This is a genomic window from Streptomyces sp. NRRL F-6676, assembly GCF_000725625.1.
Lineage (GTDB): Bacteria > Actinomycetota > Actinomycetes > Streptomycetales > Streptomycetaceae > Streptomyces.
This window is the reverse complement of record NZ_KL647086.1, coordinates 3,172-26,315: the sequence shown is the minus strand read 5'-3', so window position 1 is coordinate 26,315 and position 23,144 is coordinate 3,172. Positions and strand designations below refer to the sequence as shown.

Annotated in this window: 21 protein-coding genes; 6 read left to right on the top strand and 15 right to left on the bottom strand. The window is 74.3% G+C overall.

What is annotated here, in order from left to right:
• Positions 1 to 13: 13 nt before the first annotated feature.
• The 3 genes from IO29_RS34950 to IO29_RS34940 form a co-directional block, all read right to left on the bottom strand.
• Complete coding sequence (locus IO29_RS34950; protein WP_030382717.1) at positions 14 to 673, bottom strand: DUF5063 domain-containing protein; 660 nt, start codon at positions 671 to 673, stop codon at positions 14 to 16.
• Positions 666 to 1,265: a recombination mediator RecR gene (gene recR / locus IO29_RS34945; protein ID WP_030382716.1), complete on the bottom strand. Its 600-nt coding sequence runs from the start codon at positions 1,263 to 1,265 to the stop codon at positions 666 to 668. Before recR ends, IO29_RS34950 begins: the two co-directional genes overlap by 8 nt.
• Before the next feature lie 111 nt (positions 1,266 to 1,376).
• Positions 1,377 to 1,718: a YbaB/EbfC family nucleoid-associated protein gene (locus tag IO29_RS34940; protein WP_078618518.1), complete on the bottom strand. Its 342-nt coding sequence runs from the start codon at positions 1,716 to 1,718 to the stop codon at positions 1,377 to 1,379.
• A gap of 277 nt (positions 1,719 to 1,995) precedes the next feature.
• Between IO29_RS34940 and IO29_RS34935 the strand changes: the two genes are divergently transcribed.
• The gene (locus tag IO29_RS34935) at positions 1,996 to 2,772 is read left to right on the top strand and encodes an SLATT domain-containing protein (protein WP_030994009.1); all 777 of its coding nucleotides are present in this window, start codon (positions 1,996 to 1,998) and stop codon (positions 2,770 to 2,772) included.
• Positions 2,773 to 3,010: 238 nt separating this feature from the next.
• Here IO29_RS34935 and IO29_RS34930 read toward each other — a convergent pair whose 3' ends face one another.
• On the bottom strand, positions 3,011 to 4,669 hold the full coding sequence (locus tag IO29_RS34930) for a serine/threonine-protein kinase (protein WP_030381955.1): 1,659 nt from the start codon (positions 4,667 to 4,669) through the stop codon (positions 3,011 to 3,013).
• 337 nt (positions 4,670 to 5,006) lie between these two features.
• On the opposite strand from IO29_RS34930, the gene IO29_RS34925 reads away from it, so the two are divergent.
• The 3 genes from IO29_RS34925 to IO29_RS34915 all read left to right on the top strand — a co-directional run bounded on the left by IO29_RS34925 (position 5,007) and on the right by IO29_RS34915 (position 9,020).
• Positions 5,007 to 5,759, top strand: a complete 753-nt coding sequence (locus tag IO29_RS34925; protein WP_030381956.1) for a GntR family transcriptional regulator — start codon at positions 5,007 to 5,009, stop codon at positions 5,757 to 5,759.
• Positions 5,756 to 8,290: a dolichyl-phosphate beta-glucosyltransferase gene (locus IO29_RS34920; RefSeq protein WP_030381957.1), complete on the top strand. Its 2,535-nt coding sequence runs from the start codon at positions 5,756 to 5,758 to the stop codon at positions 8,288 to 8,290. The genes IO29_RS34925 and IO29_RS34920 overlap by 4 nt, the downstream gene beginning before the upstream one ends.
• 79 nt (positions 8,291 to 8,369) lie before the next feature.
• Entirely contained in the window at positions 8,370 to 9,020 is a 651-nt protein-coding gene (locus IO29_RS34915; RefSeq protein WP_030381958.1) for a hypothetical protein, read from the top strand.
• Here the strand turns inward: IO29_RS34915 and IO29_RS34910 are convergent.
• Positions 9,013 to 9,936: an SDR family oxidoreductase gene (locus IO29_RS34910; protein WP_033226528.1), complete on the bottom strand. Its 924-nt coding sequence runs from the start codon at positions 9,934 to 9,936 to the stop codon at positions 9,013 to 9,015. The genes IO29_RS34915 and IO29_RS34910 overlap by 8 nt on opposite strands.
• On the bottom strand, positions 9,936 to 10,694 hold the full coding sequence (locus IO29_RS34905; RefSeq protein ID WP_030381960.1) for an SDR family oxidoreductase: 759 nt from the start codon (positions 10,692 to 10,694) through the stop codon (positions 9,936 to 9,938). The genes IO29_RS34910 and IO29_RS34905 overlap by 1 nt, the downstream gene beginning before the upstream one ends.
• A gap of 125 nt (positions 10,695 to 10,819) precedes the next feature.
• On the opposite strand from IO29_RS34905, the gene IO29_RS34900 reads away from it, so the two are divergent.
• Positions 10,820 to 11,431: a TetR/AcrR family transcriptional regulator gene (locus IO29_RS34900; protein ID WP_030381961.1), complete on the top strand. Its 612-nt coding sequence runs from the start codon at positions 10,820 to 10,822 to the stop codon at positions 11,429 to 11,431.
• 115 nt (positions 11,432 to 11,546) lie between these two features.
• Here the strand turns inward: IO29_RS34900 and IO29_RS34895 are convergent, their stop codons facing one another.
• Positions 11,547 to 12,830 (bottom strand): adenylosuccinate synthase, encoded by a 1,284-nt coding sequence (locus IO29_RS34895; protein WP_030381962.1) that lies wholly within the window; start codon positions 12,828 to 12,830, stop codon positions 11,547 to 11,549.
• Positions 12,831 to 13,018: 188 nt separating this feature from the next.
• On the opposite strand from IO29_RS34895, the gene IO29_RS34890 reads away from it, so the two are divergent.
• The gene (locus IO29_RS34890; RefSeq protein ID WP_030381963.1) at positions 13,019 to 13,951 is read left to right on the top strand and encodes a hypothetical protein; all 933 of its coding nucleotides are present in this window, start codon (positions 13,019 to 13,021) and stop codon (positions 13,949 to 13,951) included.
• 27 nt (positions 13,952 to 13,978) lie between these two features.
• On the opposite strand, the gene IO29_RS34885 is transcribed toward IO29_RS34890, so the two are convergent.
• From IO29_RS34885 to IO29_RS34850, 8 genes are all read right to left on the bottom strand, one after another.
• Positions 13,979 to 15,202 (bottom strand): cytochrome P450, encoded by a 1,224-nt coding sequence (locus IO29_RS34885; RefSeq protein WP_030381964.1) that lies wholly within the window; start codon positions 15,200 to 15,202, stop codon positions 13,979 to 13,981.
• A 133-nt stretch (positions 15,203 to 15,335) separates the two neighbouring features.
• Positions 15,336 to 16,031: a response regulator gene (locus IO29_RS34880; RefSeq protein ID WP_078618452.1), complete on the bottom strand. Its 696-nt coding sequence runs from the start codon at positions 16,029 to 16,031 to the stop codon at positions 15,336 to 15,338.
• Entirely contained in the window at positions 16,028 to 17,407 is a 1,380-nt protein-coding gene (locus IO29_RS34875) for a sensor histidine kinase (RefSeq protein ID WP_030381966.1), read from the bottom strand. Before IO29_RS34875 ends, IO29_RS34880 begins: the two co-directional genes overlap by 4 nt.
• A 144-nt stretch (positions 17,408 to 17,551) precedes the next feature.
• Positions 17,552 to 18,505, bottom strand: a complete 954-nt coding sequence (locus IO29_RS34870; protein WP_030381967.1) for an alpha/beta hydrolase — start codon at positions 18,503 to 18,505, stop codon at positions 17,552 to 17,554.
• 108 nt (positions 18,506 to 18,613) lie between these two features.
• Positions 18,614 to 20,005, bottom strand: a complete 1,392-nt coding sequence (gene kynU, locus IO29_RS34865; RefSeq protein ID WP_078618454.1) for a kynureninase — start codon at positions 20,003 to 20,005, stop codon at positions 18,614 to 18,616.
• Positions 19,998 to 20,840 carry a tryptophan 2,3-dioxygenase family protein gene (locus IO29_RS34860; protein WP_030381969.1) on the bottom strand — a complete coding sequence of 281 codons (843 nt, stop codon included), beginning with the start codon at positions 20,838 to 20,840 and terminating at the stop codon, positions 19,998 to 20,000. Before IO29_RS34860 ends, kynU begins: the two co-directional genes overlap by 8 nt.
• A gap of 178 nt (positions 20,841 to 21,018) precedes the next feature.
• Positions 21,019 to 21,432, bottom strand: coding sequence for a DUF3151 domain-containing protein (locus IO29_RS34855; protein WP_030381970.1), 414 nt, complete (start codon positions 21,430 to 21,432; stop codon positions 21,019 to 21,021).
• Between the two features lie 152 nt (positions 21,433 to 21,584).
• The gene (locus IO29_RS34850; RefSeq protein WP_030381971.1) at positions 21,585 to 23,060 is read right to left on the bottom strand and encodes an MFS transporter; all 1,476 of its coding nucleotides are present in this window, start codon (positions 23,058 to 23,060) and stop codon (positions 21,585 to 21,587) included.
• Positions 23,061 to 23,144: the final 84 nt, after the last annotated feature.

Genomic DNA, 23,144 nt, shown 5'->3' with positions numbered 1-23,144 from the left:
GTGCCGCGTGGTGTCACCTCACCGGGCGCACGCCCAGCGGCTCGCCGATCTCCTCCGCCATGACGCGGCCCGCCTCCTCCGCGAGGATCTCCTCGCCGAGGTCCTGGTCGGTGTCCAGGCCGTCGAGTTCTTCCAGGGGCTGGTTGAGGCGGACGTGGGCGACCAGGGACTGGAGGGCGCGCAGGGTCGCGGAGGCGGTGGAGCCCCAGTTGGAGAAGTAGGAGAACTGCCACCACCACAGGGCCTCGGTGCTGCGGCCCGCGCGGTAGTGGGCCATGCCGTGGCGCAGGTCGGTGATGACGTCCGCGAGGTCGTCCGAGATGCGGGCCGGGACCGGGGCCTTGCGGGGCTCGTAGGGGTCGAAGACCTCCGAGTAGACGTCCACCGGGTCCAGCATCCTGGCCAGGCGTTCGCGCAGCTCGTCGACGTCCGGCTCGGGGCCCGGGTCGGGCTCGTAGCGCTCCTCGGGGAGGAAGTCCTCGTGCGCGCCGAGCCGGCCGCCGGCCAGCAGCAGCTGGGAGACCTCCAGGAGGAGGAACGGGACGGCCGAGTCCGGCTCGTCGCCCCGGGCGACCTCGGTGACGGCGACCAGGAAGCTCTCGATCTGGTCGGCGACCTGGACCGCGAAGTCGTCGGGGTTCTGGGTCTTGGAGTGCAGCGTGGCGTCAGACATCTAGGAGTCGTCTCCCCTCGAAGGCGCGGCCGAGGGTCACCTCGTCCGCGTATTCCAGGTCGCCGCCCACCGGGAGGCCGCTGGCCAGGCGGGTGACCTTGAGGCCCATGGGTTTGATCATCCGGGCGAGGTACGTGGCGGTGGCCTCGCCCTCCAGGTTGGGGTCCGTGGCCAGGATCAGCTCGTTGACCGCGCCGTCCGCGAGGCGGGCGAGCAGCTCCCGGATGCGCAGGTCGTCGGGGCCGACGCCCTCGATCGGGCTGATGGCGCCGCCCAGCACGTGGTAGCGGCCGCGGAACTCGCGGGTGCGCTCGATGGCGACCACGTCCTTCGGCTCCTCCACCACACAGATGACGGCCAGGTCGCGGCGGGGGTCACGGCAGATGGCGCAGTGCTCCTCCTGGGCGACGTTGCCGCACACCGCGCAGAAGCGGACCTTCGCCTTCACCTCGAGCAGCGCCTGCGCGAGGCGGCGTACGTCGGTCGGCTCCGCCTGGAGGATGTGGAAGGCGATCCGCTGCGCGCTCTTCGGACCGACGCCGGGCAGCCGCCCCAGCTCGTCGATGAGGTCCTGGACCACGCCTTCGTACAACGGATGTGCCTTTCCCGTGTGAGCCCGGTCCTCCGTGCGGTGCCGGGCTCGGTTCCTTGGTACGTACGGTAGTTGGCCGCCGTGCCACTGAGAAGGGACGTCAGGGGGACGTCAGAACGGCAGACCGGGGATGCCGCCGCCGCCCAGGCCCTGGGCCAGCGGGCCGAGCTTCTGCTGCTGGAGGGTCTGCGCGTTCTCGTTGGCCGCCTGGACGGCCGCGACGACCAGGTCGGCCAGGGTCTCGGTGTCCTCCGGGTCCACCGCCTTCGGGTCGATCCTCAGCGCCCTCAGCTCGCCGGAACCGGTCACGGTCGCCTTCACCAGGCCGCCGCCCGACTGCCCGTCGACCTCCGTGCGCGCCAGTTCCTCCTGGGCCCGGGCGAGGTCCGCTTGCATCTTCTGGGCCTGCTGGAGCAGCTGCTGCATGTTGGGCTGGCCACCACCGGGGATCACGATCAGCTCCTGTTGTGTACGGCACGTGTGCGCTTCTGTGCGGCTCGTGGCCGCCCGTCCCCGCTCGGACGCGGGTGCGCGCGGGCTCGGTTTTTCCGCTCGGCACGAGCCTACGTGCTCTCCGGCAGCTGCGCTCCGCCACTCTTTCGAGTGAAATCGGGGGGCGCCCTATACCTGACCAAGCCCCCCGTCCTGGCGGATAAGCGGCGAAACCCGCTCCCTCGCCACCCATTGGGCGGTAGGAAGGGGGGCCGTGCCGTTCAGGAGGGAGTGCCGGGTGAGTCAGCCGGGAGTGCAGCCGGAGGGTCCGCGCGGGGGTGGCCGGGGTGAGGAGAACGGCCGGGGCGAGGGGAGCGTCCGGGGTGGCGGGGGTGTCCGGCCGTGGCCGGTCGACCTCGCCGGGCGGCCGTTTCCGCAGGGTGACTGGGGGGAGCCGGCCGAGCGGCTGCACGAGCTGTACCTGTGGGTGGAGCGCGGGGCGCTGGACACGGTCGCGTGGTACCTCGCCGACCGGGTCGGCAAGCGGCGGGCGGCGCGGGTGCTGCGGGGCGGGGCGGCGGCGGGGGGTGTGTGCGGGGCGGTGCTGCCGCTGCTCGACGTGACCGGGGTGGTCGGCGGGGTGGTGCCGTGGGCGTATGTCGCGCTGCTGCTCGGGGCGGCGTGCGTGGCCGGGGACCGGTTCTTCGGGGTGACGTCCGGGTGGATGCGGGACGTGGCGACGGCGCAGGCGGTGCAGCGGAGGCTGCGGGCGTTGCAGTTCGACTGGGCGGCGGAGAGTGTGCGGGAGGTGCTGGGGCCGGCGGAGGGGACTGCCGCGGAGGCGGCGGAGCGGTGCCTGGGGGTGCTGCGGGGGTTCGCCGAGGACGTGGGGGAGCTGGTGCGGGGGGAGACGGCGGGGTGGATGGTGGAGTTCCGGGGGGTGGGGGTCGCTTCCGTGCGGGGGGAGGTGGGGGTGGGGCCGCCGCGGCCGGAGGCGCCGCCGGTGGCGGGGGCGCGGGCGTCGTTGCCCCGGCCGCACATGCCGCGCCAACGTCCGCCGGAGCCGCGGGGGTAGTTTTTCGCCCCCGCCGCCCCTACCCGTCCCGTCCCTGACCTGGGGGCTCCGCCCCCAGGCCCCCCGGGGTGGGTGGGGAGGGCGCCGGAGAGCTCGGGTGGGTGGGTTCGTGGGCGGGTGCGGGTGCGTCGTGGTTGATCGCGCAGTTCCCCGCGCCCCTAAAAAAGCAGGTGGCGCCCCCTGCTTTTTAGGGGCGCGGGGAACTGCGCAACGGGGCGAAGCCCCGTTCGGGGTCCACTCAGCCCCGGCGGGCGTATGTCAGGGACTCGCCGTCGCTCGTCGTGCGGCGCAGGTGGCCGTCCGGGAGGAGGGTCAGCCGGGTCGGGTCCCCCGGGGTGCAGGACGTTGCCGGGCGGGCGTCCCGCACCGTGGACGGCCCGATCGACACCGGCCCGCCCTCCACCGGCTCCGCCGCCAGCTCCGCCACGAACACGCAGTGGTACGTCCCGCTCCCCGCCGGCCCCTCCGCCGTGAGCGTCAGCACCTTCTCCCCCACCTTTCCCTGCTTCACGACCAGCCGCCGCGTACTGTGCCCGTTCGCGTTGTCGATGCTCGCCGTCCACGTCCCGACGTATCCCTCCGGCACCGCCCCCGTGCCGGTGGACGGCGACCCGGTCGTGGCGGACGCGGACGCCGTGCCCCCGTGCCCGCCCGTGCCGCCACCGCCGCCGTCGCCCTCGCCCCGCATCACCGCCAGCACCGCCCCACCCGCGCCCAGCGCCACGACCACCGCCACGGCGACCAGCGCGAGAGTCCCCCGCCGGCTTGCCCTCGGCGCGGGCACCGGGGCAGGCGCCGGCACGGAAGGCGGCCCGAAACCCGGGTACGCGGGCGGGGGCGGCGTACCCCCGCCCGCGCCCGCGTACCCGCCCGCGCCTCCACTCCCGCCGACCACCTGCGTGGGCGTCCGCACCACATCCCCCGGGGCGGACGCCACCGGCCCCGGACTCTCCACCCCCGGGGCGGACGCCACCGGCCCCGGGCTCTCCACCTCCAGCAGCCGCACCGCGTGCCGCCCCAGCTGCGCCACCAGCGCCCCCGGCAGCCACGGCTCCCCCAGCCGCCCGTCGGCCAGCGTGTCCCCGGCCCCCGTCCGGGCCAGCACCTGGGCCGGTGAGGGCCGCCGCGCCGGGTCCTTGTGCAGACAGTCCCGTACCAGACCGGCCAGCCCCTCCGGCACCTTCGCCAGGTCCGGCTCCTCCTGCGCGATGCGGAACATCAGCGCGTGCGCCCCGCTGTCCGCCGCGCCGAACGGCAGCTCCCCGGTGGCCGCGTAGGCGAGCAGCGAGCCGAGGCAGAAGACGTCGCAGGCCGGGGTGATCCGGTCGCCGCGCACCTGTTCGGGCGCCATGAACCCGGGCGAGCCGACCAGCGCGCCGGTGCGGGTGAGGCCCTCGTCGCCCGCCGTCTCCAGCGCCCGCGCGATGCCGAAGTCGATGACGCGCGGCCCGTCGATCGTGACGAGCACGTTGGACGGCTTGAGATCGCGGTGGATGAGCCCGGCCGCGTGGATGTCGCGCAGGGCGCCCGCGAGCCCGGCCGCGAGGGAGCGTACGGAACTCTCCGGCAGCGGGCCGTGGTCGCGGCTGATCACGGACTCCAGGGACGGCCCGGCGACGTACCCGGTGGCCACCCACGGGACCTCGGCCTCGGTGTCGGCGTCCAGGACCGGCGCGGTCCAGTCCCCGCCGACCCGGCGCGCCGCCCCGACCTCCTGGCGGAACCGCGCGCGGAACTCCTCCCGCTCGGCCAGCTCCCGCCGGACGAGCTTCACGGCGACCGTGCGGCCCCGGTCGGACCGGGCCAGATACACGTTCCCCATGCCCCCGGCGCCGAGCCGCGCCAGCAGCCGGTACCCCCCGATGACCTGCGGATCCCCCGCACCGAGCTGCTCCACCGCCGCACCGTCCTCCCCCGGGGCCGCCGCCCCCGTGCCTGGAACCCCGGCCGAGAATAGTGACCGTCGCGGTTCACGACCGACCCGGGCCCGGGTCCGGTTCCGTCCCGCACCCGACCGTGACCGGGCCGGAACAGTGTCACGCCACGGGACCCACGCTCCCGCGACGCGGACCCGCGATCCCCGCCACCACGGTCCGCCCCTGCCCGCAACCCGTGCAGCGTAAGGTGACGTGCTCGGAGAAAGGTGCGTGCCTCGCGCGTACGTACGTTTCGCGGACGCACGTCCCCCGCGCGCACCCGCGCGCGACCTCAGCGCGGATGGGAGCGAGGCCAGCATGCCCGGCATCGGCGGCAACGGCGCCGTAACCCGCAGCACCCTGCGGCAGCAGCTCGCGGACGCGCTCCGCGACGAGGTGCTGGCCGGCCGGCTCCAGCCGGGGCAGGAGTTCACGGTGAAGGAGATCGCCGAGCAGTACGGCGTCTCGGCCACCCCGGTCCGCGAGGCGCTGGTCGACCTGTCCGCGCAGGGGCTGCTCGACGCGGTGCAGCACCGCGGCTTCGAGGTGCGCGCCTACTCCCTCGCGGACTACCGCGGCATGCTCCAGGCCCGCGCGCTGGTCACCGACGGCATCTTCCGCCGGCTCACCGCGACCGGCATCGACCTGGACGCCGATCCCGGCGCGGCCGGCGCGCTCGCCGGGGTGCGGCGGCGCGGCGAGGAGGCCCGGCGCGCGGCCGCCGCGGGCGACCTCGACGTGCTCATCGGCTACGACGTCCGCTTCTGGCGCGAGCTGGGCGGGCTGTGCGGCAACCCGTATCTGACCGACTTCCTGCACCGGCTGCGCGTGCAGACCTGGGCGTGCGCGGTGCAGCACCTGCGCCGGGTCACCGCCCCCGGGAACCGGACGGACCCCCCGGACCCCGACCGGCCCGCGGGGGCGCCCCCGCTGCGGGGGCTGCTCTGGGCCGGCCACACCGATCTCGTCGACGCGCTCGCCCGCCGCGACCCGGCCGGCGCGCACGCCGTCGTCACCGCGTACGACGCGCACTCCCTGGCCCTGCTGGAACGGCTGGCGGCCGTCGGATGAGCCGGACCGCCGCCCAGGACGTCATAGAGGACATGTCGGCCACCTCCATCGACCTGACGGTCGTCGTGCCCGCGTACAACGAGGAGCGGCGCCTGGCGCCCACGCTGGACGCGATCGTCACGTATCTGAGCAAGAGCGGCGGGGGCGGCGACGGGCGCCCGGACGCGTGGGAGGTGCTCGTCGTGGACGACGGCTCCACCGACGCCACCGGCGAGGTGGTGGCCGGGGCCGCCGCCCGCGATCCGCGCATACGGCTGCTGAGCAGCCCCGCCAACCGCGGCAAGGGCCATGCGCTGCGGCTCGGGGTGCTCGCCTCGCGCGGGCGCCGGGTGCTGGTCACCGACGCCGACCTGGCCGCGCCCATCGAGGAGCTGGACCGGCTCGAGGCCGCCCTCGCCGACGGCAGCGCGGCCGCGATCGGCTCCCGGGCGACCGACGGCGCCACGATCGAACGCCATCAGCACCGGATACGGGAACTGCTCGGGCGGGCCGGGAACGTGCTGATACGCGGGGTCGCGGTGCCCGGCATCCGCGACACCCAGTGCGGCTTCAAGCTGTTCGACGGCGACCGGGCGCGCGAGGCGTTCGCCGCCTCCCGGCTCGACGGCTGGGGCATCGACGTGGAGATACTCCAGCACTTCCGCCGCTCCGGCTGGCCCGTCGCCGAGGTGCCGGTGCGCTGGGCGCACCAGCCCGGCTCGAAGGTGCGGCCCCTGGACTACGGCCGCATGCTGGCCGAGCTCACGGTCCTCAAGGTGCGCGCGGTGCGCCCGGCCGACCTGCTGGTGCCGGTGCTGTTCCTGCTGCTGTCCTTCCTGCTGTACTCCGGCCGCTGGGCCGGTCCCGACCACCGCTATCTGCCCGACTCCCTCCAGGACCAGAACCAGTGGGAGTGGTTCTTCGCGGTCACCGCCGACAACGTCAGTCACCTGCGCAACCCGCTGTTCACCACCCTCCAGGGCTTCCCGGACGGCGTGAACCTCATGGCCAACACGGTCATGCTGGGGCTGAGCGTGCCGTTCGCGCCGCTCACGCTGTGGCTCGGGCCCGCGGTGTCGCTGGCGCTGGTGATGACGCTGGGGCTCGCCGCCACCGCCACCGCCTGGTACTGGCTGATCGTCAAGCGGGTCGTACGGCACCGGGGCGCGGCCTTCGCCGGGGCCGCGCTCGCCACGTTCGCGCCGCCGATGGTCAGCCACGCCAACGCGCACCCCAACTTCGTCGTGCTGTTCATGATCCCGCTGATGATCGACCGGGCGCTGCGGCTGTGCGCGGGCACCCGCGTGGGGCGCGACGGGATCGTGCTCGGCGTGATGACGGCGTACCAGATCTATCTGGGCGAGGAGCCGCTGCTGCTCACCGCGCTGGGGCTGGTCCTGTTCGCGGGCTCCTACGCCGTCGTGCGCCGGGACGTGGCGCGGGCGGCGTGGCGGCCGCTGGCGAAGGGGCTGGGGATCGCGGCGGCGGTCTGTCTGCCGCTGGTGTCGTTCGCGCTGTACTGGCAGTTCTTCGGGCCGCAGAGCTACAAGAGCGTGCTGCACGGCGACAACGCGGGCAACAGCCCGCTCGCCCTGATCGCCTTCGCCGAGCGGTCACTGGCGGGCGACGCGGACCACGCGAACGCGCTGTCGCTCAACCCGACCGAGCAGAACGCCTTCTACGGCTGGCCGCTGGCGCTGCTCGCGCTCGGCATCGTCGTACGACTGTGGGACAGGGCGCTGGTCAAGGCGCTGGCGGTCACGGCGGCCGGGGCGGCGCTGCTGTCGCTCGGGCCGAAGGTGCGCCTCCCGCTCACGGACACCACGCTGCCGGGGCCGTGGAAGCTGCTCGCGCACCGGCCGCTGTTCGAGTCGGTGATCGAGGGGCGCGTGGCGATGGTGTGCGCGCCGGCGCTCGGCATGCTGCTCGCGCTGGCGCTGGAACGCCTCGCGCCGAAGCCGACGGCGGCGACCGGGTCCCGTTCCGGTGCCTTCACGGGCGCGCGGCTCGTCGGCCTGGCGGCCGTCGTCGCCGCGCTGCTGCCGATCGTCCCGGCGCCGCTGAAGACGGTTCCCCGGGAGAAGGTGCCGGCGTTCATCGCGGACGGCACCTACAAGTCGTACGTCGGCCCGGGCGAGACCCTGGTGCCGGTGCCGCTGCCCGACCCCGGGTACGCGGAGGCACTGCACTGGCAGACCGCCGCCGGCCTCGGCTTCAGGCTGCCGGGCGGCTACTTCAACGGCCCCTGGGGACCCGACCGCATCGGCATCTACGGCGCCGTCCCGCGCGCCACGTCCAACCTCTTCAGCGACGTCCGCAACAGCGGCACCGCGCCCAACCTGGAGCTCGACAGCTGGCGGCGGCAGGCGCGGGCCGACTTCGCGTACTGGAAGGCGGGCGTGCTGGTGCTGGCACCGCAGGCGGGCGACGAGGCGCTGCGCAAGACCGTGCAGGACCTCACCGGTGACCCCGGTACATGGGTGGGCGGCGTGTGGGTGTGGGACCTGGACGGGAAGGGCACCATAACGACCCGGCCGGGCGGCGACGCCTGACCGGGACCGCACACCCTTTCGTTAGGCTTCCCACGGTCCCCCGTCCCCCTCCCCCCCCTTGATCACGAGGAGCTCCCTGTTGGCATGTGACCTCTGGCTGGTCCCGCTCGTCGACGTGCTGTGCCACACCCCGGACAACCCCTTCGCCGAGGAACTCGCGCTCTACGACAAGGCGCTCGCCGAGGCCGGGATGGGGCCGGTGCCGGTGTACCAGTACATGCCGGGACTGTCCGGGGACGTCGCCCCGGTCGCGGGCTTCGACTACGACGCCCTGCACTTCCTGCGCCGGGCGTATCTGCTCCAGGTGTGCGGGCTCGCGGTGACGCCGGTGGACGAACTGGGCGGCGACTACGAGCAGTTGCTGGAGATGTTCGAGGAGAACGCCCAGCGCTCGCACCTGGTCTGGCACTACGACCACGCGGGCGCGTACGTCCCCGTGGAGTTCCCCGTTCCGCTGTCCAACGACGAACTCCTCGCCGGGGGCGGCCCACTGGGCTCGTCGTACACCCTGCTGCGCGAACTGGAGGCGGTGGCCCCGGCGATCGGCATCGACCCGGCCAACCCCCCGGCCGCGCCGCAGCCCCCGGCGGGCCCCACGGACCTGGAGGAACCGGCCCCCGCGCCCCCGTACGACCCCAGCCCCTTCGCCCGCGAACGCCACGTCTGGCTCGGCCTGCACGCGGCGGCGACGCGGAGCCTGGCGCAGGGCTCGATGATCGTCTTCAGCTAGCCGCCCGCTGCTCGGCGGACGGCGGCTGAGCGCGCGGTCGCAGCATGCCGCCGAAGCCCATGCGGTGCACGAAGGTCTCCCGGGTGAGATCGGAGAAGGCCATGACGTGGTCGACCCCGGCCCCGGTGAAGTCGACGACGGTACGGAACGGCTTCTCCCCGTGGGGCAGTGCGAGCACCCGGGCGATCTCGTCGGCGACGCCCTGCGGATCCGGGTCGACGCCGGGGCGCACCAGGCTCGCCGTGGCGGCCTCGTTGCGGGCGACCAGCGGGTCGAGTGCCGCGTAGGCGGAGGCGACCGCGGTGTCGGAGGCGTGGCTCGCCCGGGGGAAGTGCGAGGTGCCCCGGGTGATCGCCCCGGGCATGACGATGGTGGTCTCGATGCCGAACTCGGCCACCTCGTAGGAGGTCGTCACCGCCAGGGCGTCGAAGGCGGCCTTGGACGCGGCGTACGGGCCGAGGAACGGCGGCGTGGTCACGACGATGGTGCTGCCCACGTACAGCAGCGTGCCCGAGCGCCGCGCGCGCAGGTGGGGCAGGGCGGCGCGGTTGACGCGGTGGGCGCCGACCGCGTTGACGTCGAGCAGCCGCGTCAGGTCGTCGTCGGTGAAGGCCTCCACGTAGCCGACGTAGAGGTGCCCGGCGTTGTTGACGACGACGTCGAGGCGGCCCTCCCGGTCGACCACGCGGTACACGGCGGCGTCCGCGGACTCCTGGGAGGTCACGTCGAGTTCCAGCACGGCGAGGTCGAGGTGCTCGGCCGCCGCGATCCGGGCGAAGTCGGCCGCCGCGGCGGCACCGTCCGCACTGGTGAGGGAGCGCACGCTCGCGTGGACGCGGTGGCCCTGCCGGGCCAGGGTCAGGGCGGTCAGCCGGCCGATGCCGGTGCTGGAACCGGTGACGAGGACGACGGACATCAGGCGGCCCCGCCGTTGGCGTAGAGCACCTGGCCGTTGACCCAGCGCGCCGGGCCGGCGAGGAACGCCGTCACCTCGGCGATGTCCTCCGGCGTGCCCAGCCGCTCCATCGGGTTGAGCCCCGCGATGCGCTGGATGTCCTGCTCGCTCTTGCCCTCGAAGAACAGCGGGGTGGCCGTGGGGCCCGGGGCGACGGCGTTGACCGTGATGTCACGGCCGCGCAGCTCCCGGGCGAGGATGAGGGTCATCGCCTCCACCGCGCCCTTGGACGCCGCGTAGGCCCCGTAGCCCGGGAACTGGAGCCGCGTCACGGAGGTGGAGAAGTTGATGATCGCGCCGCCGGAGCAGACCTGGCGGGCGGCGAGCTGGTCGATGACGAAGGTGCCGCGGACGTTGGTCCGCTGGACGCGGTCGAAGGTGTCCAGGTCCATCCGCGCGATCGGGGCGAGCGGCATGATGCCGGCCGTGTGCGCCACGACGTCGATGCCGCCGAACGTCTCGGTGGCGTGCCGGAACATCGCCGCCATCGCCTCGGGGTCGGCGACGTCGCCGCCGAAGACCGTGGCCCGCCCGCCCGCGGCGGTGACGGCCCCGGCGACGTCCCGCGCCTTCGCCTCGTTGCCGCTGTAGTGCACCAGCACCGCCGTCCCGTCCGCCGCCAGGCGTTCGACGACGGCCCGGCCGATACCGCCGGATCCGCCGGTGACGACGGCGACGCGCGGGGTCGGCCGGTCTGCGGGGGTCTGGTTCTCAGGCATGGGGGCTCCCAGGTATGTGGACTTGCCGTACACATAACCGTAGCCACATAAAGACAACCTGTCCACTAAGCTGGCCGTCGCCGACCCGGAAGAAGGAGCGCGGACATGGAAGAGGGAACGCACACATGACGGACAAGCCCCTGAACACGCCCCCGCCCCGGCGCGGACGGGGACGGCGGCCGGCGCAGGAGGTGCGGACGGGGGTGCTGCGGGCCGCCGCCGACCTGCTGCTGAACGAGGGGATCAAGGCGGTGACCTTCGACCGGGTCGCCACGGCGGCGGGGTCCAGCAAGATGACCCTCTACAAGTGGTGGCCGTCCGCCGGAGCGCTCGCGGCGGAGGCGTTCTTCGCCCACAGCGAGCAGCAGCTCGAGTTCCCGGACACCGGCGACATACGGGCCGACCTCACCTCCCAGCTGCGCGCGTTCGTGCGGCTGGTGACGCGGGGCAGCACGGGCACGGCCATCGCGGGGCTGATCGGGGTGGCACAGACCGACCCGGAGCTCTCGGCGGCGTTCTCCCGGCACTACTCCGCGCCGCGCCGGGCGCTGGCACTGGCCGCGTTCGAGCGGGCCCGCGACCGCGGACAGCTCCGCTCCGACATGGACCTCGGCATCCTCGTCGACCAGCTCTGGGGCGCCTGCTACAACCGTCTGCTCCTCCCCGACGCGCCCCTGGACGAGGAGTACGCCACCGCCCTGGTGAACAACGCGCTGGACGGGGCGGCGGTGCGGTGACGGCGCCCCGGGCCGCCCCCGCATGCCGGAGCCGGTGACCGACGGGCGCTGTGGCCGTCGGTCACCGGCTCGGGGCGCGGGGGCCCGCAAGGACGTGCTTCCCGCGTGGGGCGGGCTAGATGAACGAGTTGATCTGGATCGTCTCGTCCCGCCCCGGGCCGACGCCGATCGCGGAGATCGGGGCGCCGGACATCTCCTCCAGCGCCTTCACATAGCCTTGCGCGTTCTTCGGCAGGTCGGAGAAGGACTTCGCCTTGGTGATGTCCTCCGACCAGCCCGGCAGGTTCTCGTAGATCGGCTTCGCGTGGTGGAAGTCGGTCTGGGAGTACGGGAGTTCCTCGACGCGCTTGCCGTCGATCTCGTACGCCACGCAGACCGGGATCTGCTCCCAGCCGGTGAGGACGTCGAGCTTGGTGAGGAAGAAGTCGGTCAGGCCGTTGACGCGGGTCGCGTAGCGGGCGATGACCGCGTCGAACCAGCCGCAGCGGCGGTCGCGGCCGGTGGTGACGCCCCGCTCGCCGCCGATGCGGCGCAGCGCCTCGCCGTCCTCGTCGAACAGCTCGGTCGGGAAGGGCCCGGCGCCGACGCGGGTGGTGTACGCCTTGAGGATGCCGATGACCCGGCTGATCTTCGTCGGGCCGACACCGGCACCGGTGCAGGCGCCACCGGCCGTCGGGTTGGACGAGGTCACGAAGGGGTAGGTGCCGTGGTCGATGTCCAGCAGCGTGCCCTGGCCACCCTCGAACAGGACGACCTTGCCCTCGTCGAGCGCGTCGTTCAGCACCAGGGTGGTGTCGGCGACGTACGGCTTGAGGCGGTCCGCGTGGGTCAGCAGCTCGGTGACGACCTGGTCCACGGCGATCGCGCGGCGGTTGTAGAGCTTGGTGAGCATCTGGTTCTTGGCGTCGAGCGCCGCCTCGACCTTCTGGGTGAGGATCGACTCGTCGTACAGGTCCTGCACCCGGATGCCCACGCGGTTGATCTTGTCGGCGTAGGTCGGGCCGATGCCGCGCCCGGTGGTGCCGATCTTGCGCTTGCCGAGGAACCGCTCGGTGACCTTGTCGACGGTCACGTTGTACGGCGTGATGATGTGAGCGTTTCCGCTGATCAGGAGCTTGGACGTGTCGACGCCTCGCTCGTTCAGCCCGTTCAGCTCGGAGAACAGGACCGACGGGTCGACGACGACACCGTTGCCGATGACCGGAGTGCACTCCGGGGTGAGGATTCCGGAGGGGAGGAGGTGGAGTGCGTACTTCTGGTCGCCCACGACGACCGTGTGGCCGGCGTTGTTGCCGCCCTGGTAACGCACTACGTAGTCCACGGAGCCACCGAGCAGGTCGGTCGCCTTTCCCTTGCCCTCGTCACCCCACTGAGCACCGAGCAGCACAAGTGCGGGCACGCGCGTACACCCCTTCCGGGCGGGGCATGTCCAAGGTCGGGGGCGTACGGGCACCACCCTGTGCCACGCACCCTGGCGGCCTTCGTCGGCCGCGCACCGTCGGACCCGGATGCCCCGGTATAGACGAAGCCCCTGGCGCAATAGCGCAAGGGGCTCTTGCACAAAGATGCTACCCGAGGAAGCGAGGCATGGCCGAGGTGGCGACTACCGCGATGACTTCCGCGTCCCCTTCCGCGACGTCCGAACAGCTCCTGGTGGTCGTGGACGCGGCCGCCCGGCGCACCGACGGGGAGTCCGTACGGATCGCGAAGGACGTGCTCAGCGCGGGTGCGGCCACCAAGGTGTGCCTGCCGGAGGGACCGGAGGAGTTCGCGCGGGCGCTGCTGCGGCGCGGCCCGCGCCGGCCGGTGGTGGTGGGTGACGACCGGGCGCTGCTGCGGACGGTGGCCCTGCTGCACCGGCGGCGGGAACTGGCCGGATGCGCGGTGTCGGTGGTGCCGGTGGGCGGTCCGGTGGCCCTTGCCCGGTCCCTGGGGGTGCCGGGGGGCGCGGTGGCGGCGGCGCGGGCCGTCCTGGAGGGGCGGGAACGGCGCCTCGACCTGCTGGTGGACGACAGCGACGGAGTGGTGCTGGGCGGCGTGCGCATCCCCTCCGGGGCCGGGGGCTCCCCGGCGGACGGCGGCCCGGAGGACGGGTGGGGGCCGGAGACGGAGGCGGCGGGAGGTGCGGCGGGGCGTGCGGCGGGGGGCCGGCCGCGGCCCTGGCTGCGGACCTGCCGCTCCCTGGCGCGGACGCTGGCCGCCCGCCCGGCCCGGCCCGGCGGCGAGGGGCCGCAGCGGCTGCGGGTGGAGGTCGACGGCGAGACGGTGGTGGACCTGGACCAGCCGCTGGAATCCGTGACGGTACGGCTCGGGGCCGCGGGCGGCCTGGTGGCGGTGGAGCTGCGCCCGGTGGCCCTGGGCGCTGCGGTGGAACCCCTGCGGGCGACGGGCCGCCGGATCACGGTCTCCGGCGCCGACTTCCACTACCGCGCGGACACGGTCCCGTCCGGCCCCGTACGGACCCGGACGTGGGAGGCACGGGAGGGGGCGTGGGGGCTGACGTTGCCGGGGGGCGGGTGACGGCTCCCCGGAGCGCCCCCGGCAGCCTCAGCCGACCTCGACGGTCAGGCCGTCCAGGCCGCGCATGACGAAGTTCGGCCTGCGCTCCGGTTCCGCCGTGGGGCGCAGGGTGGGGGCGCGGGTGAGAAGGGCGGTCATGGAGGCCGCCAGCTCCATACGGGCGAGGGGCGCGCCGATGCAGTAGTGGATGCCGGCGCTGAAGGAGATGTGCGGGTTGTCGCGGCGGGCGAGGTCCAGGGTGCCCGGAGCCTCGAACACCTCGGGGTCGTGGTTGGCCGAGCCGAACAGCAGGGCGAGTTCCGCGCCCCTGGGGATCACCGTGCCGTCGATCTCGATCTCGTCGAGGACCCAGCGTTCGAAGAGCTGGAGCGGGGTGTCGTAGCGCAGCAGCTCCTCGACGGCGGACGGGACCAGGGAGTGGTCCGCGCGCAGGGCCGCCAGCTGCCCGGGGTGACGGAACAGGGCCCACCAGCCGTTGGTGGTGGCGTTGACCGTCGCCTCGTGGCCCGCGTTCAGCAGCAGGACGGCGGTGGAGATCATCTCCTGCTCGGTGAGCCGGTCGTCCTCGTCGTGGGCCGCGATCAGACCCGAGATCAGGTCCTCGCCGGGCTCCTTGCGGCGGGCCGCGATCAGACCGCGCAGATACTCGGAGAACTCCACCGACGCCCGCACCGCCCGCCGCGCCGTCTCCTCGGACGGGTTCAGCTCGTACATCCCGCAGATGTCGGCCGACCAGGGCCGCAGCGAGGCACGGTCGGACTCCGGGATGCCGAGCATCTCGGCGATCACCGCGACGGGGAGCGGTTCGGCCAGGTCCGTCAGCAGATCGCCGCCGCCCGCCGCCACCAGCCGGGCCACCAGCTCGTCCGCGAGCCCGTGCACATACGGGCGCAGCCGCTCCACCGTGCGCGGGGTGAACGCCTTCGACACCAGCCGCCGGATCCGGGTGTGGTCCGGCGGCTCCAGGTCGAGCATGCCGTGGTCGTTGAGCGTGTGGAACGGCTCGTGCTCCGGCGGGGGCGGGGTGCGGCCGAACTCCTCGTAGGAGAAGCGGTGCAGATGCGTCCGGCCGAGCCGGCGGTCCCGCAGCAGCGCCGAGACGTCCGCGTGGTGCGGCACCAGCCACTGGTCGCTCGGCTCGTAGTACAGCACCCGGCCCCGGGCGCGCAGCTCGGCGAAGGCGGGGTACGGGTCGGCGACGAACCCCGGGTCCCAGGGGTCGAACGCCAGATCGGACACAACGGCAGCCATGCGGGGACGCTAACCGAGCGGGACCCCGGCTGACCAGGGGTCCGGGTCCGCCGGGGCCCTGCCGTGCCGCGCGGCACCGACGACGCCGTCCGCGCCGGCCGCGGCACGCCCCCCCCGGCGTCGGCGTCCCGCGTCAGCCCGGCGTGACCAGCCGGGCCTCGTAGGCGAAGACCGCCGCCTGCGTACGGTCGCGCAGCCCCAGCTTCACCAGGACCCGGCTGACATGCGTCTTGATCGTCGACTCGGCCACCACCAGCCGCCCCGCGATCTCCGCGTTGGACAGCCCCTGCGCGATCAGCACCAGCACCTCCGTCTCCCGCTCGGTCAGCTCCCCGTACGCGCCCCGGGCCGCGGCCGGCAGCTTCGGGGCGTCGGCCAGCCGGGAGAACTCGGTGATCAGCCGCCGGGTCACCGAGGGGGCGAGCAGCGCCTCCCCCGCCGCCACCACCCGCACCCCGTCGGCCAACTGCCGCGCCGAGGCGTCCTTGAGCAGGAAACCGGACGCCCCCGCCCGCAGCGCCTGGTACACGTACTCGTCCAGGTCGAACGTGGTCAGCACCAGCACCTTCGTGCGCCCGTCGGCCGCGACGACCTCCCGTGTCGCCTCGATGCCGTTCAGCTCCGGCATGCGGATGTCCATCAGCACCACGTCCGGGGCCAGCTCCCGGACCCGCCGCACGGCCTCCCTCCCGTTGACCGCCTCCCCGACGACCTCCATGTCCGGCATCGCGTTGAGCAGGACCGAGAAGCCCTCGCGCACCATCATCTGGTCGTCCGCGATCACGATCCGTATCGCGGGCCGGCCGCCCGTCGCCGTCCCGTCCGTCACGCCGTGTCCTTAGCGGCCCCGGCGGTCCCGGCGGCCGCGCCGTCCTCGGCGGCCGTGGTGACCGTGGCGACCGTGGCGACCGGCAGGAACACCGTCACCTCGTACCCCCCGTCGTCGGCCGGTCCTGCCGTCATCTCCCCGCCGAGCATGGTGACCCGCTCCCGCATCCCCGTGATGCCGTGCCCGGCGCCGGGCGAGGGCTTGACCAGGGACGGCTGCGGTGCCGGGCCGTTGACCACGCGCAGCCCGAGCCCGCCGAGCACGTACCCGATCTCCACCCGGGCGCCCGCCCCCGGCGCGTGCCGCAGGCTGTTGCTCAGCGCCTCCTGCACGATCCGGTACGCCGACAGCTCCACGCCCTGCGGCAGCTCCCGCACCGCGCCCGTCACCACCTTCTCCACCGCGAGGCCGGCCTCCCGCACATTGGCGAGCAGGGCGTCCAAGTCGGCCAGGGTGGGCTGCGGGGCGTCCGGGACCTCGTAGTCCTCCGCGCGGACGACGCCGAGGACGCGCCGCAGCTCGGTCAGTGCCGCCACCGCGTTCTCCCGGATGGTGACGAAGGCCTTCTCCAGCTCGGGCGGCGGGTTCTCGACCCGGTAGGGGGCGGCCTCCGCCTGGATGGCGACCACCGACATGTGGTGGGCGACCACGTCGTGCAGTTCCCGGGCGATGGTGGTGCGCTCCTCCAGCAGGGTGCGCCGGGAGCGTTCCCGCTCGGTCTGCGTCTGCTCGGCGCTGACCCGGCGCTCGGCGGTGCGGCGTACGTGCCAGATGGTGACCGCGAGCAGGAGGACGGCCGACGTGGTCAGCATCTGCGCGGTGTTGGCGGGCTGGTAGTGGGTCCCGGCGAGAAACGGGTCGGTGGACAGGCTGTACACCCCGGTCAGCAGCCACATCCACCACGCCGTGCGGGGCCGGGTGCGGATCGCGACGACCATGAGCACCGTCAGATGGCCCACGAACACACCGGCGGGCCAGGGCCAGTCGCTCCAGGAGTCGTCCAGCAGTTCGGTGGCGACCGGGGCCACCGCCAGGGAGAGCCAGAAGGCTCCCACGGGCCGGGCGAGCGTCAGCAGCACCGGCACCAGGACCAGGAGCCCGGCCGCCACGGCCGCCGCGCCCCCGTCCCGCTCCGCCCAGACGACGAGCATCGCCACGGTGCCGGCCGCCGCCACCAGGGCGTGCGGCGCCCAGGCCGCGTACTCCCGGACCCTGCCGGGCAGTCCCCGGAGCAGCGGGCCGTCGGCACGCATCGGCGGCAGCGGGCGGTAGGCGAGGACGTCGCGGAACAGGTCACTCCGCAGGCCGTTCAACACGCCTGCGAACAGGCGGAGTTCGGGGCTGCGCTCCGTCATCCCGCTCCGCGGTGGACTCATGTGCGTCTGGGTCGTCTCGGTCACGGTGACGACGGTAGGCGGCGGGCGGGGGCGCCGTCGTCCTCACCGGGAGGGGTTTCCGGGCCTCCCTCTCAGGTACTACAGCGGCGACGCGGGCCCGCGGTCACCACGCCGGCCGGGCGGTCACCACGCCAGTTGGGCGATCTCCTCCGCCACCACCGCGCACGCGTCCGCCACCGGGTCGATCAGGGGGAAGTGGCCGACGTCCTCCAGCAGCGTCAGTCCCACCACCTCGCCCGCCTTGGCCGCCGCGTCGGCGTACGACTCCGCCACCGCCTGCGGCACCACCACGTCCGTACGGCCCTGCACCAGCGTCGTCGCGATACCGGTGGGGAGCAGGAGCGACGGGTCCGCGTACGGCCTGCGCAGCGCGAAGTGCTCGTCGCCGCCGAGCAGTTGGCGAGGGGCGCCCTCGCACACCGACAGCTTCTCGGCGACCTCGAAGTCCGCCACCGGGGCGAGGGCGACGACGCCGCGCAGCGGGGCCGGCCGGTCGGTGCGCCAGGCGGCGTCGGCGGGCAGGACGTGCCGGGCCGCGGCCCACAGGGCGAGGTGGCCGCCCGCCGAGTGGCCGGTCAGGACCGTGCGGCGGACGTCCGCCCGCGGGAGGGCCTCGCGGACGAGCGCGGGCAGCGCGTCCAGTGCCGCCGCCACGTCGTCGAACGTCTCCGGCCACCGCCCGGCGACCGGCGTCACCCCGGCCCCCGGCCCGTCCGCGCCGTCCGCGACGCCGTCCGCCGCCCCGTCCGCCGCCCCGCGTCGGTACTCGACGTTCGCCACGGCGAAACCGCGGCGGGCCAGGAAGTCCGCGAACGGGGTGACGTGCCGGCGGTCGTACCGGGAGCGCCAGGCCCCGCCGTGCAGCACCACCACGAGCGGCGCGGACCCCGCCGCCCCGGTCCCGGCCTCCGCCCCGGACAGGACATTTCCGGCCATGTCACGCGGGGCGTAGAAATCGATCACCTGATCGGGGTGAGCGCCGTACGCGGCCGTGGCGTCCGGGGCGACGGGCGGGTGTGAGAGGGCGGACGCCTCTTCGGCGGCGTCGCGGGCAGCGGCGGCGGCCTGGTCCGGCATGGTCCAACCTCTCAGCGGCGGTGCGTAATTGGGCTGACGGTGGCCGGTGGGTTTCCGGCCGGTTGCCGGGACGGTATCAGCCCGGTGACGTGCGCCCGCACCCGGATGTCACGCTGGGTGAGATCGGGGCGGTTCCGCCGCGTCGACCTCCGCCACGACCTCCGCCAGCACCCGGGCCGCCCGCTCCACGTCGGCGAAGCCGAGGTACAGCGGGGTGAACCCGAAGCGCAGGACGTCCGGGGCGCGGAAGTCGCCGACCACGCCCCGGGCGATCAGCCGGCGCATCACCTCCTCCGCGTCCGGGCAGCGCAGCGCCACCTGGCTGCCGCGCTCCGCGTGCGCGGCCGGGGTCACGCACTCCACCCGGCCGGCCGGCAGATACGCCCCGACGCAGTGCAGGAAGAAGTCCGTGAGCGCCAGCGACTTGGCGCGCACCGCCTCGATCCGCACCCCCTCCCACACGTCCAGCGCCGCCTCCAGGGCGAGCATGGACAGGATGTCGGGGGTGCCGACCCGGCCGCGCAGGGCGCCGGGCGCCGGTTCGTACTCCGGCCGCATCCCGAACGGACGTACGTGCGAGTTCCAGCCGGGCAGGGGCGAGTCGAAGCGCTCCTGCGATTCCTCGCGCACGTACAGGAACGCCGGTGCGCCGGGCCCGCCGTTGAGGAACTTGTAGGTGCAGCCGACCGCGAGGTCCACGCCGTGTGCGTCGAGGCCCACCGGCAGCGCGCCCGCGCTGTGGCACAGGTCCCAGACGGAGACCGCGCCCGCCGCGTGCACGGCGGCGGTCAGCGCGGGCAGGTCGTGCAGCCGGCCGGTGCGGTAGTCGACGTGGTTCAGCAGCACCGCCGCCGTACGGCCGCCGCCCTCGCGCAGGGCCGCGGGGACGTCGGCGGGGGCGACCGGGCGGAGGGTGCAGCCGGTCAGCCGGGCGGCGGACGCGGCGATGTAGCCGTCGGAGGGGAAGGTGGTGGCGTCCACCAGGATCTCGTCCCGGTCCGCAGCCGCGCGCCCGGCGCCGCCCCGCGCCAGCCGTACCGCTCCGACCAGCGCCTTGAAGACGTTGACGCTGGTCGAGTCGCCCACCACGACCTGGCCCGGCGCCGCGCCCACCAGCGGGGCGATCCGGTCGCCGACCCGCTCGGGCGCCGTCCACCAGCCGCTCTCCTCCCAGGAGCGGATCCGCAGGGCGCCCCACTCCCGGCGCACGACGTCGCCGACGCGCTCGGCGACGCCGACGGGGAGCGCGCCGAGCGAGTTGCCGTCGAGATAGACGGCGGCACCGCCCGGGCTCTCGTCGGGGCCTTCGAGGACGAACCTGGCGCGCAGGGGGGCCAGTTCGTCCTCGGCGTCCAGCTCCACGGCGCGCGCGGCCGGCCCGGACACGTCCGGCGGGGACACGGCGGCCGGCCCGGATCCGTCCGGCAGGGACACGGCGGCCGGCTCGGATCCGTCCGGCGGGGACACGGCGGCCGGCTCGGACACGATCGGCTCAGACATGGGACCTCGCCGTCCACAGCTCGGGGAAGACATTGTGGCGCGCGCGCTTCTCCAGCCAGGCGACGCCGGCCGAGCCGCCCGTGCCGGCCTTGGCGCCCATGGCGCGCCGGGTGGCGACGAGGTGGTCGTTGCGCCAGCGCCACACCAGCTCGGCGACATCGGTCAGCGCCTCGCCGAGGCGGGCGAGCTCGTCCTCGGGGTCGCCCGCGTAGACGGCCGTCCAGGCCCGCTCGACCTCGGCGGACGGCTCGTAGCGCAGCGACACGTCACGGTGGAGCACGGACTCCGGGATCGCGTGGCCCCGGCGGGCCAGCAGCCGCACCACCTCGTCGTAGAGGCTCGGCTCGTGCAGCGCCTTCTCCAGCTCGGCGTGGACGCGGGGCGCGCCCCGGTGCGGGACCAGCAGGGACGCGGACTTGTCACCGAGCAGGAACTCCAGGCGCCGGTACATCGCCGACTGGAAGCCGGAGCCCTCGCCGAGGGCGGAGCGGTAGGAGTTGAACTGCGCCGGGGTGAGGTGCGCGAGCGGGGTCCAGGAGGCGTTGAGCGCCTCCAGCTCCCGTATCGAACGCTTGAGCGCGGCGATCGCGGTGGGGACGTCGTCCGCGCTGCGCAGGGCGTGCGCGGCGGTCTCCCACTCGTGGACGATCACGGTGAACCACAGCTCCATGACCTGGGTCGTGACCAGGAAGACCATCTCGCCGGGGTCGTCGGAGAGGGGGTGCTGGAGGTGGGTGAGCACGTCGGCCCGGACGTAGTCCTCGTAGGGGGTCGTGCCGTCGAAGTCGAGATGCGGGGTCTCGGGCTCGTGGGGCTCGTGAGCCGGTTGGGACATCGCTGTCTCCTGCGTTACTCCGGGTAGCGGTCCGCCCCTGCCGATGCCGGCACGGGGGCCCCGGTCCCCAACGGCATCCTCCGCAATCGGCCGGGGGCCCGCAAGGTGCCGAAGATCCGCGGGGGCCCGCCCCCGCAGGTGCGGAAGCGGACCCTCCGTACGGGTCGGCCCGGCGTCTTCAGCCCAGCGTCTTCGCCGCCGTTTCCGAGGAGTCCTTCAGGAACTGGCTGCACCGCTCGTACTCCTCCCGCTCGCCGATCGACTCGGCGGCGCGGGCGAGGGCGTGCAGGGCGCGCAGGAAGCCGCGGTTCGGCTCGTGCTCCCAGGGCACCGGACCGTGCCCCTTCCAGCCGCTGCGGCGCAGGGCGTCGAGGCCGCGGTGGTAGCCCGTACGGGCGTAGGCGTACGACTCGACGACGCTGCCGCGCTCGAAGGCCTCGTCGGCGAGGCGGGCCCAGGCGAGGGAGGACGTGGGGTACTTGGCGGCGACGTCGGCGGGGGAGGTGCCGGTGGCGAGCAGCTCGCGGGGCTCCGGGTCGTCGGGGAGGTGGGTCGGGGGCGGGCCCCCGAGGAGGTTCTCGTGAATGGACATGCCTCACAGTCTGCGGGACGGGGCGCTCCGGGGGTGAGCGGGGCGCCCTGAAGGGGCGCGGGGAACTGCGCGAGCAACCACACACCACCCGCACCCGCCCTCGCACGGCTCCTCCCGAGCTGGAAGGCGCCGAAGCCGGGGCGCTCCCCTGGTCACGCGGCCTCGTACCCCTCCCGGGGCGGCTCCAGCGGAGGCGTCGTCACGTTGCCATGACGGTGGCATTCGGGGTGGGCGCAGTCGGGGGACGGACGGCGGACCGTGGCGGCGGCCAGGACCGCGCCTGCCACGAGGACGGCGGCGCAGATCGGCATGGCGTGGCCGAACGCCGTGTCGAAGGCGTCGGGCGAGCGGTAGGCCTCGTCGTTCATGCCGGTCAGCAGGGGCAGGGCCGCCACCGCCACGAGGCCGGCCGCCCGGGCGGCCGCGTTGTTGATGCCGCTCGCCAGGCCGGCCCGGCCGCTGTCCACCGAGGCCAGGACCGTCGCCGTCAGGGGTGCCACCAGGGTGACCATGCCGGCGCCCATCACCAGCAGGGCGGGCAGCACGTCGGTGAGGTACGCCGCGTCCTCCCCCACCCGCAGCATCAGCAGCATCGCGGCCGCGCACAGCAGCGGGCCGACGGTGAGCGGGAGCCGCGGCCCGATCCGCTCCGCCAGCGCGCCGGAGCGGGCCGAGAACAGCAGCATCAGGGCGGTCGTCGGCAGCATGGCCGTGCCGGCCTTCAGCGCTGAGTAGCCGGAGACCACCTGGAGCTGGAGCGCGGTCAGGAAGAAGAAGCCACCGAACGCCGCGTACACGCACAGGGTCACCAGGTTGACGGCGGTGAACTGGCGCGAGGCGAAGATCGACAGCGGCATCATCGGGTCCGGGGCGCGTCGTTCGACGTGGAGGAAGCCGATGCCCGCCGCCACGCCCGCGAGCGCGGTGAGCGCGACGGTCAGGGAGCCCTGGCGGGCCTCGACGAGGGCGTACGTCACCAGGGCGAGCGCGAGGGCGCCGAGGCTGGCGCCGAGCAGGTCGAAGCGGCCGTGGGCGCGCTCGTCGGAGGACTCCGGGACGTGCCGCAGGGCGACGGGGACGCAGATCAGGGCGAGGGGGACGTTGAGCAGGAACACCCAGCGCCAGCCGGGGCCGTCGACCAGCCAGCCGCCGAGGAACGGGCCGACGGCGGCGCCGATGCCGCCGAAGCCGGACCAGATGCCGACCGCCCGCGCCCGGTCGTCGGGGTGGAAGGAGGCCTGGATGAGGGCGAGCGAGCCGGGGGTGAGGAGGGCGCCGCCGATGCCCTGGAGGGCGCGGGCGGCGATGAGGATGCCGGGGGTGGGGGCGAGGCCGCAGGCGAGGGAGGCGGCGGCGAACCATGTCACGCCGAGGACGAAGACGCGGCGGCGGCCGTATCTGTCGCCCAGGGAGCCGCCGAGGAGGATGAGGGCGGCGAGGGTGAGGAGGTAGGCGTTGACGGTCCACTGGAGAGCGGTGAGGGGGGCGTTCAGGTCGCGGCCGATGCGGGGGAGGGCGACGTTGACGACGGTGCTGTCCAGGAGGGCCATGCTGGAGCCGAGGACGGTGGTGAGGAGGATCCAGCGGGCGGTGGGGGCGGGGAGGTGCGTGCCGGGGGGTGCGGCCATGGGGGGATCATCCCGCAGGGGCGGGGGTGGCACCAGACGGCTCCGCCGGGGCGCGGGGGGGGGCGCGGCCGGGGGGGGCTGGCC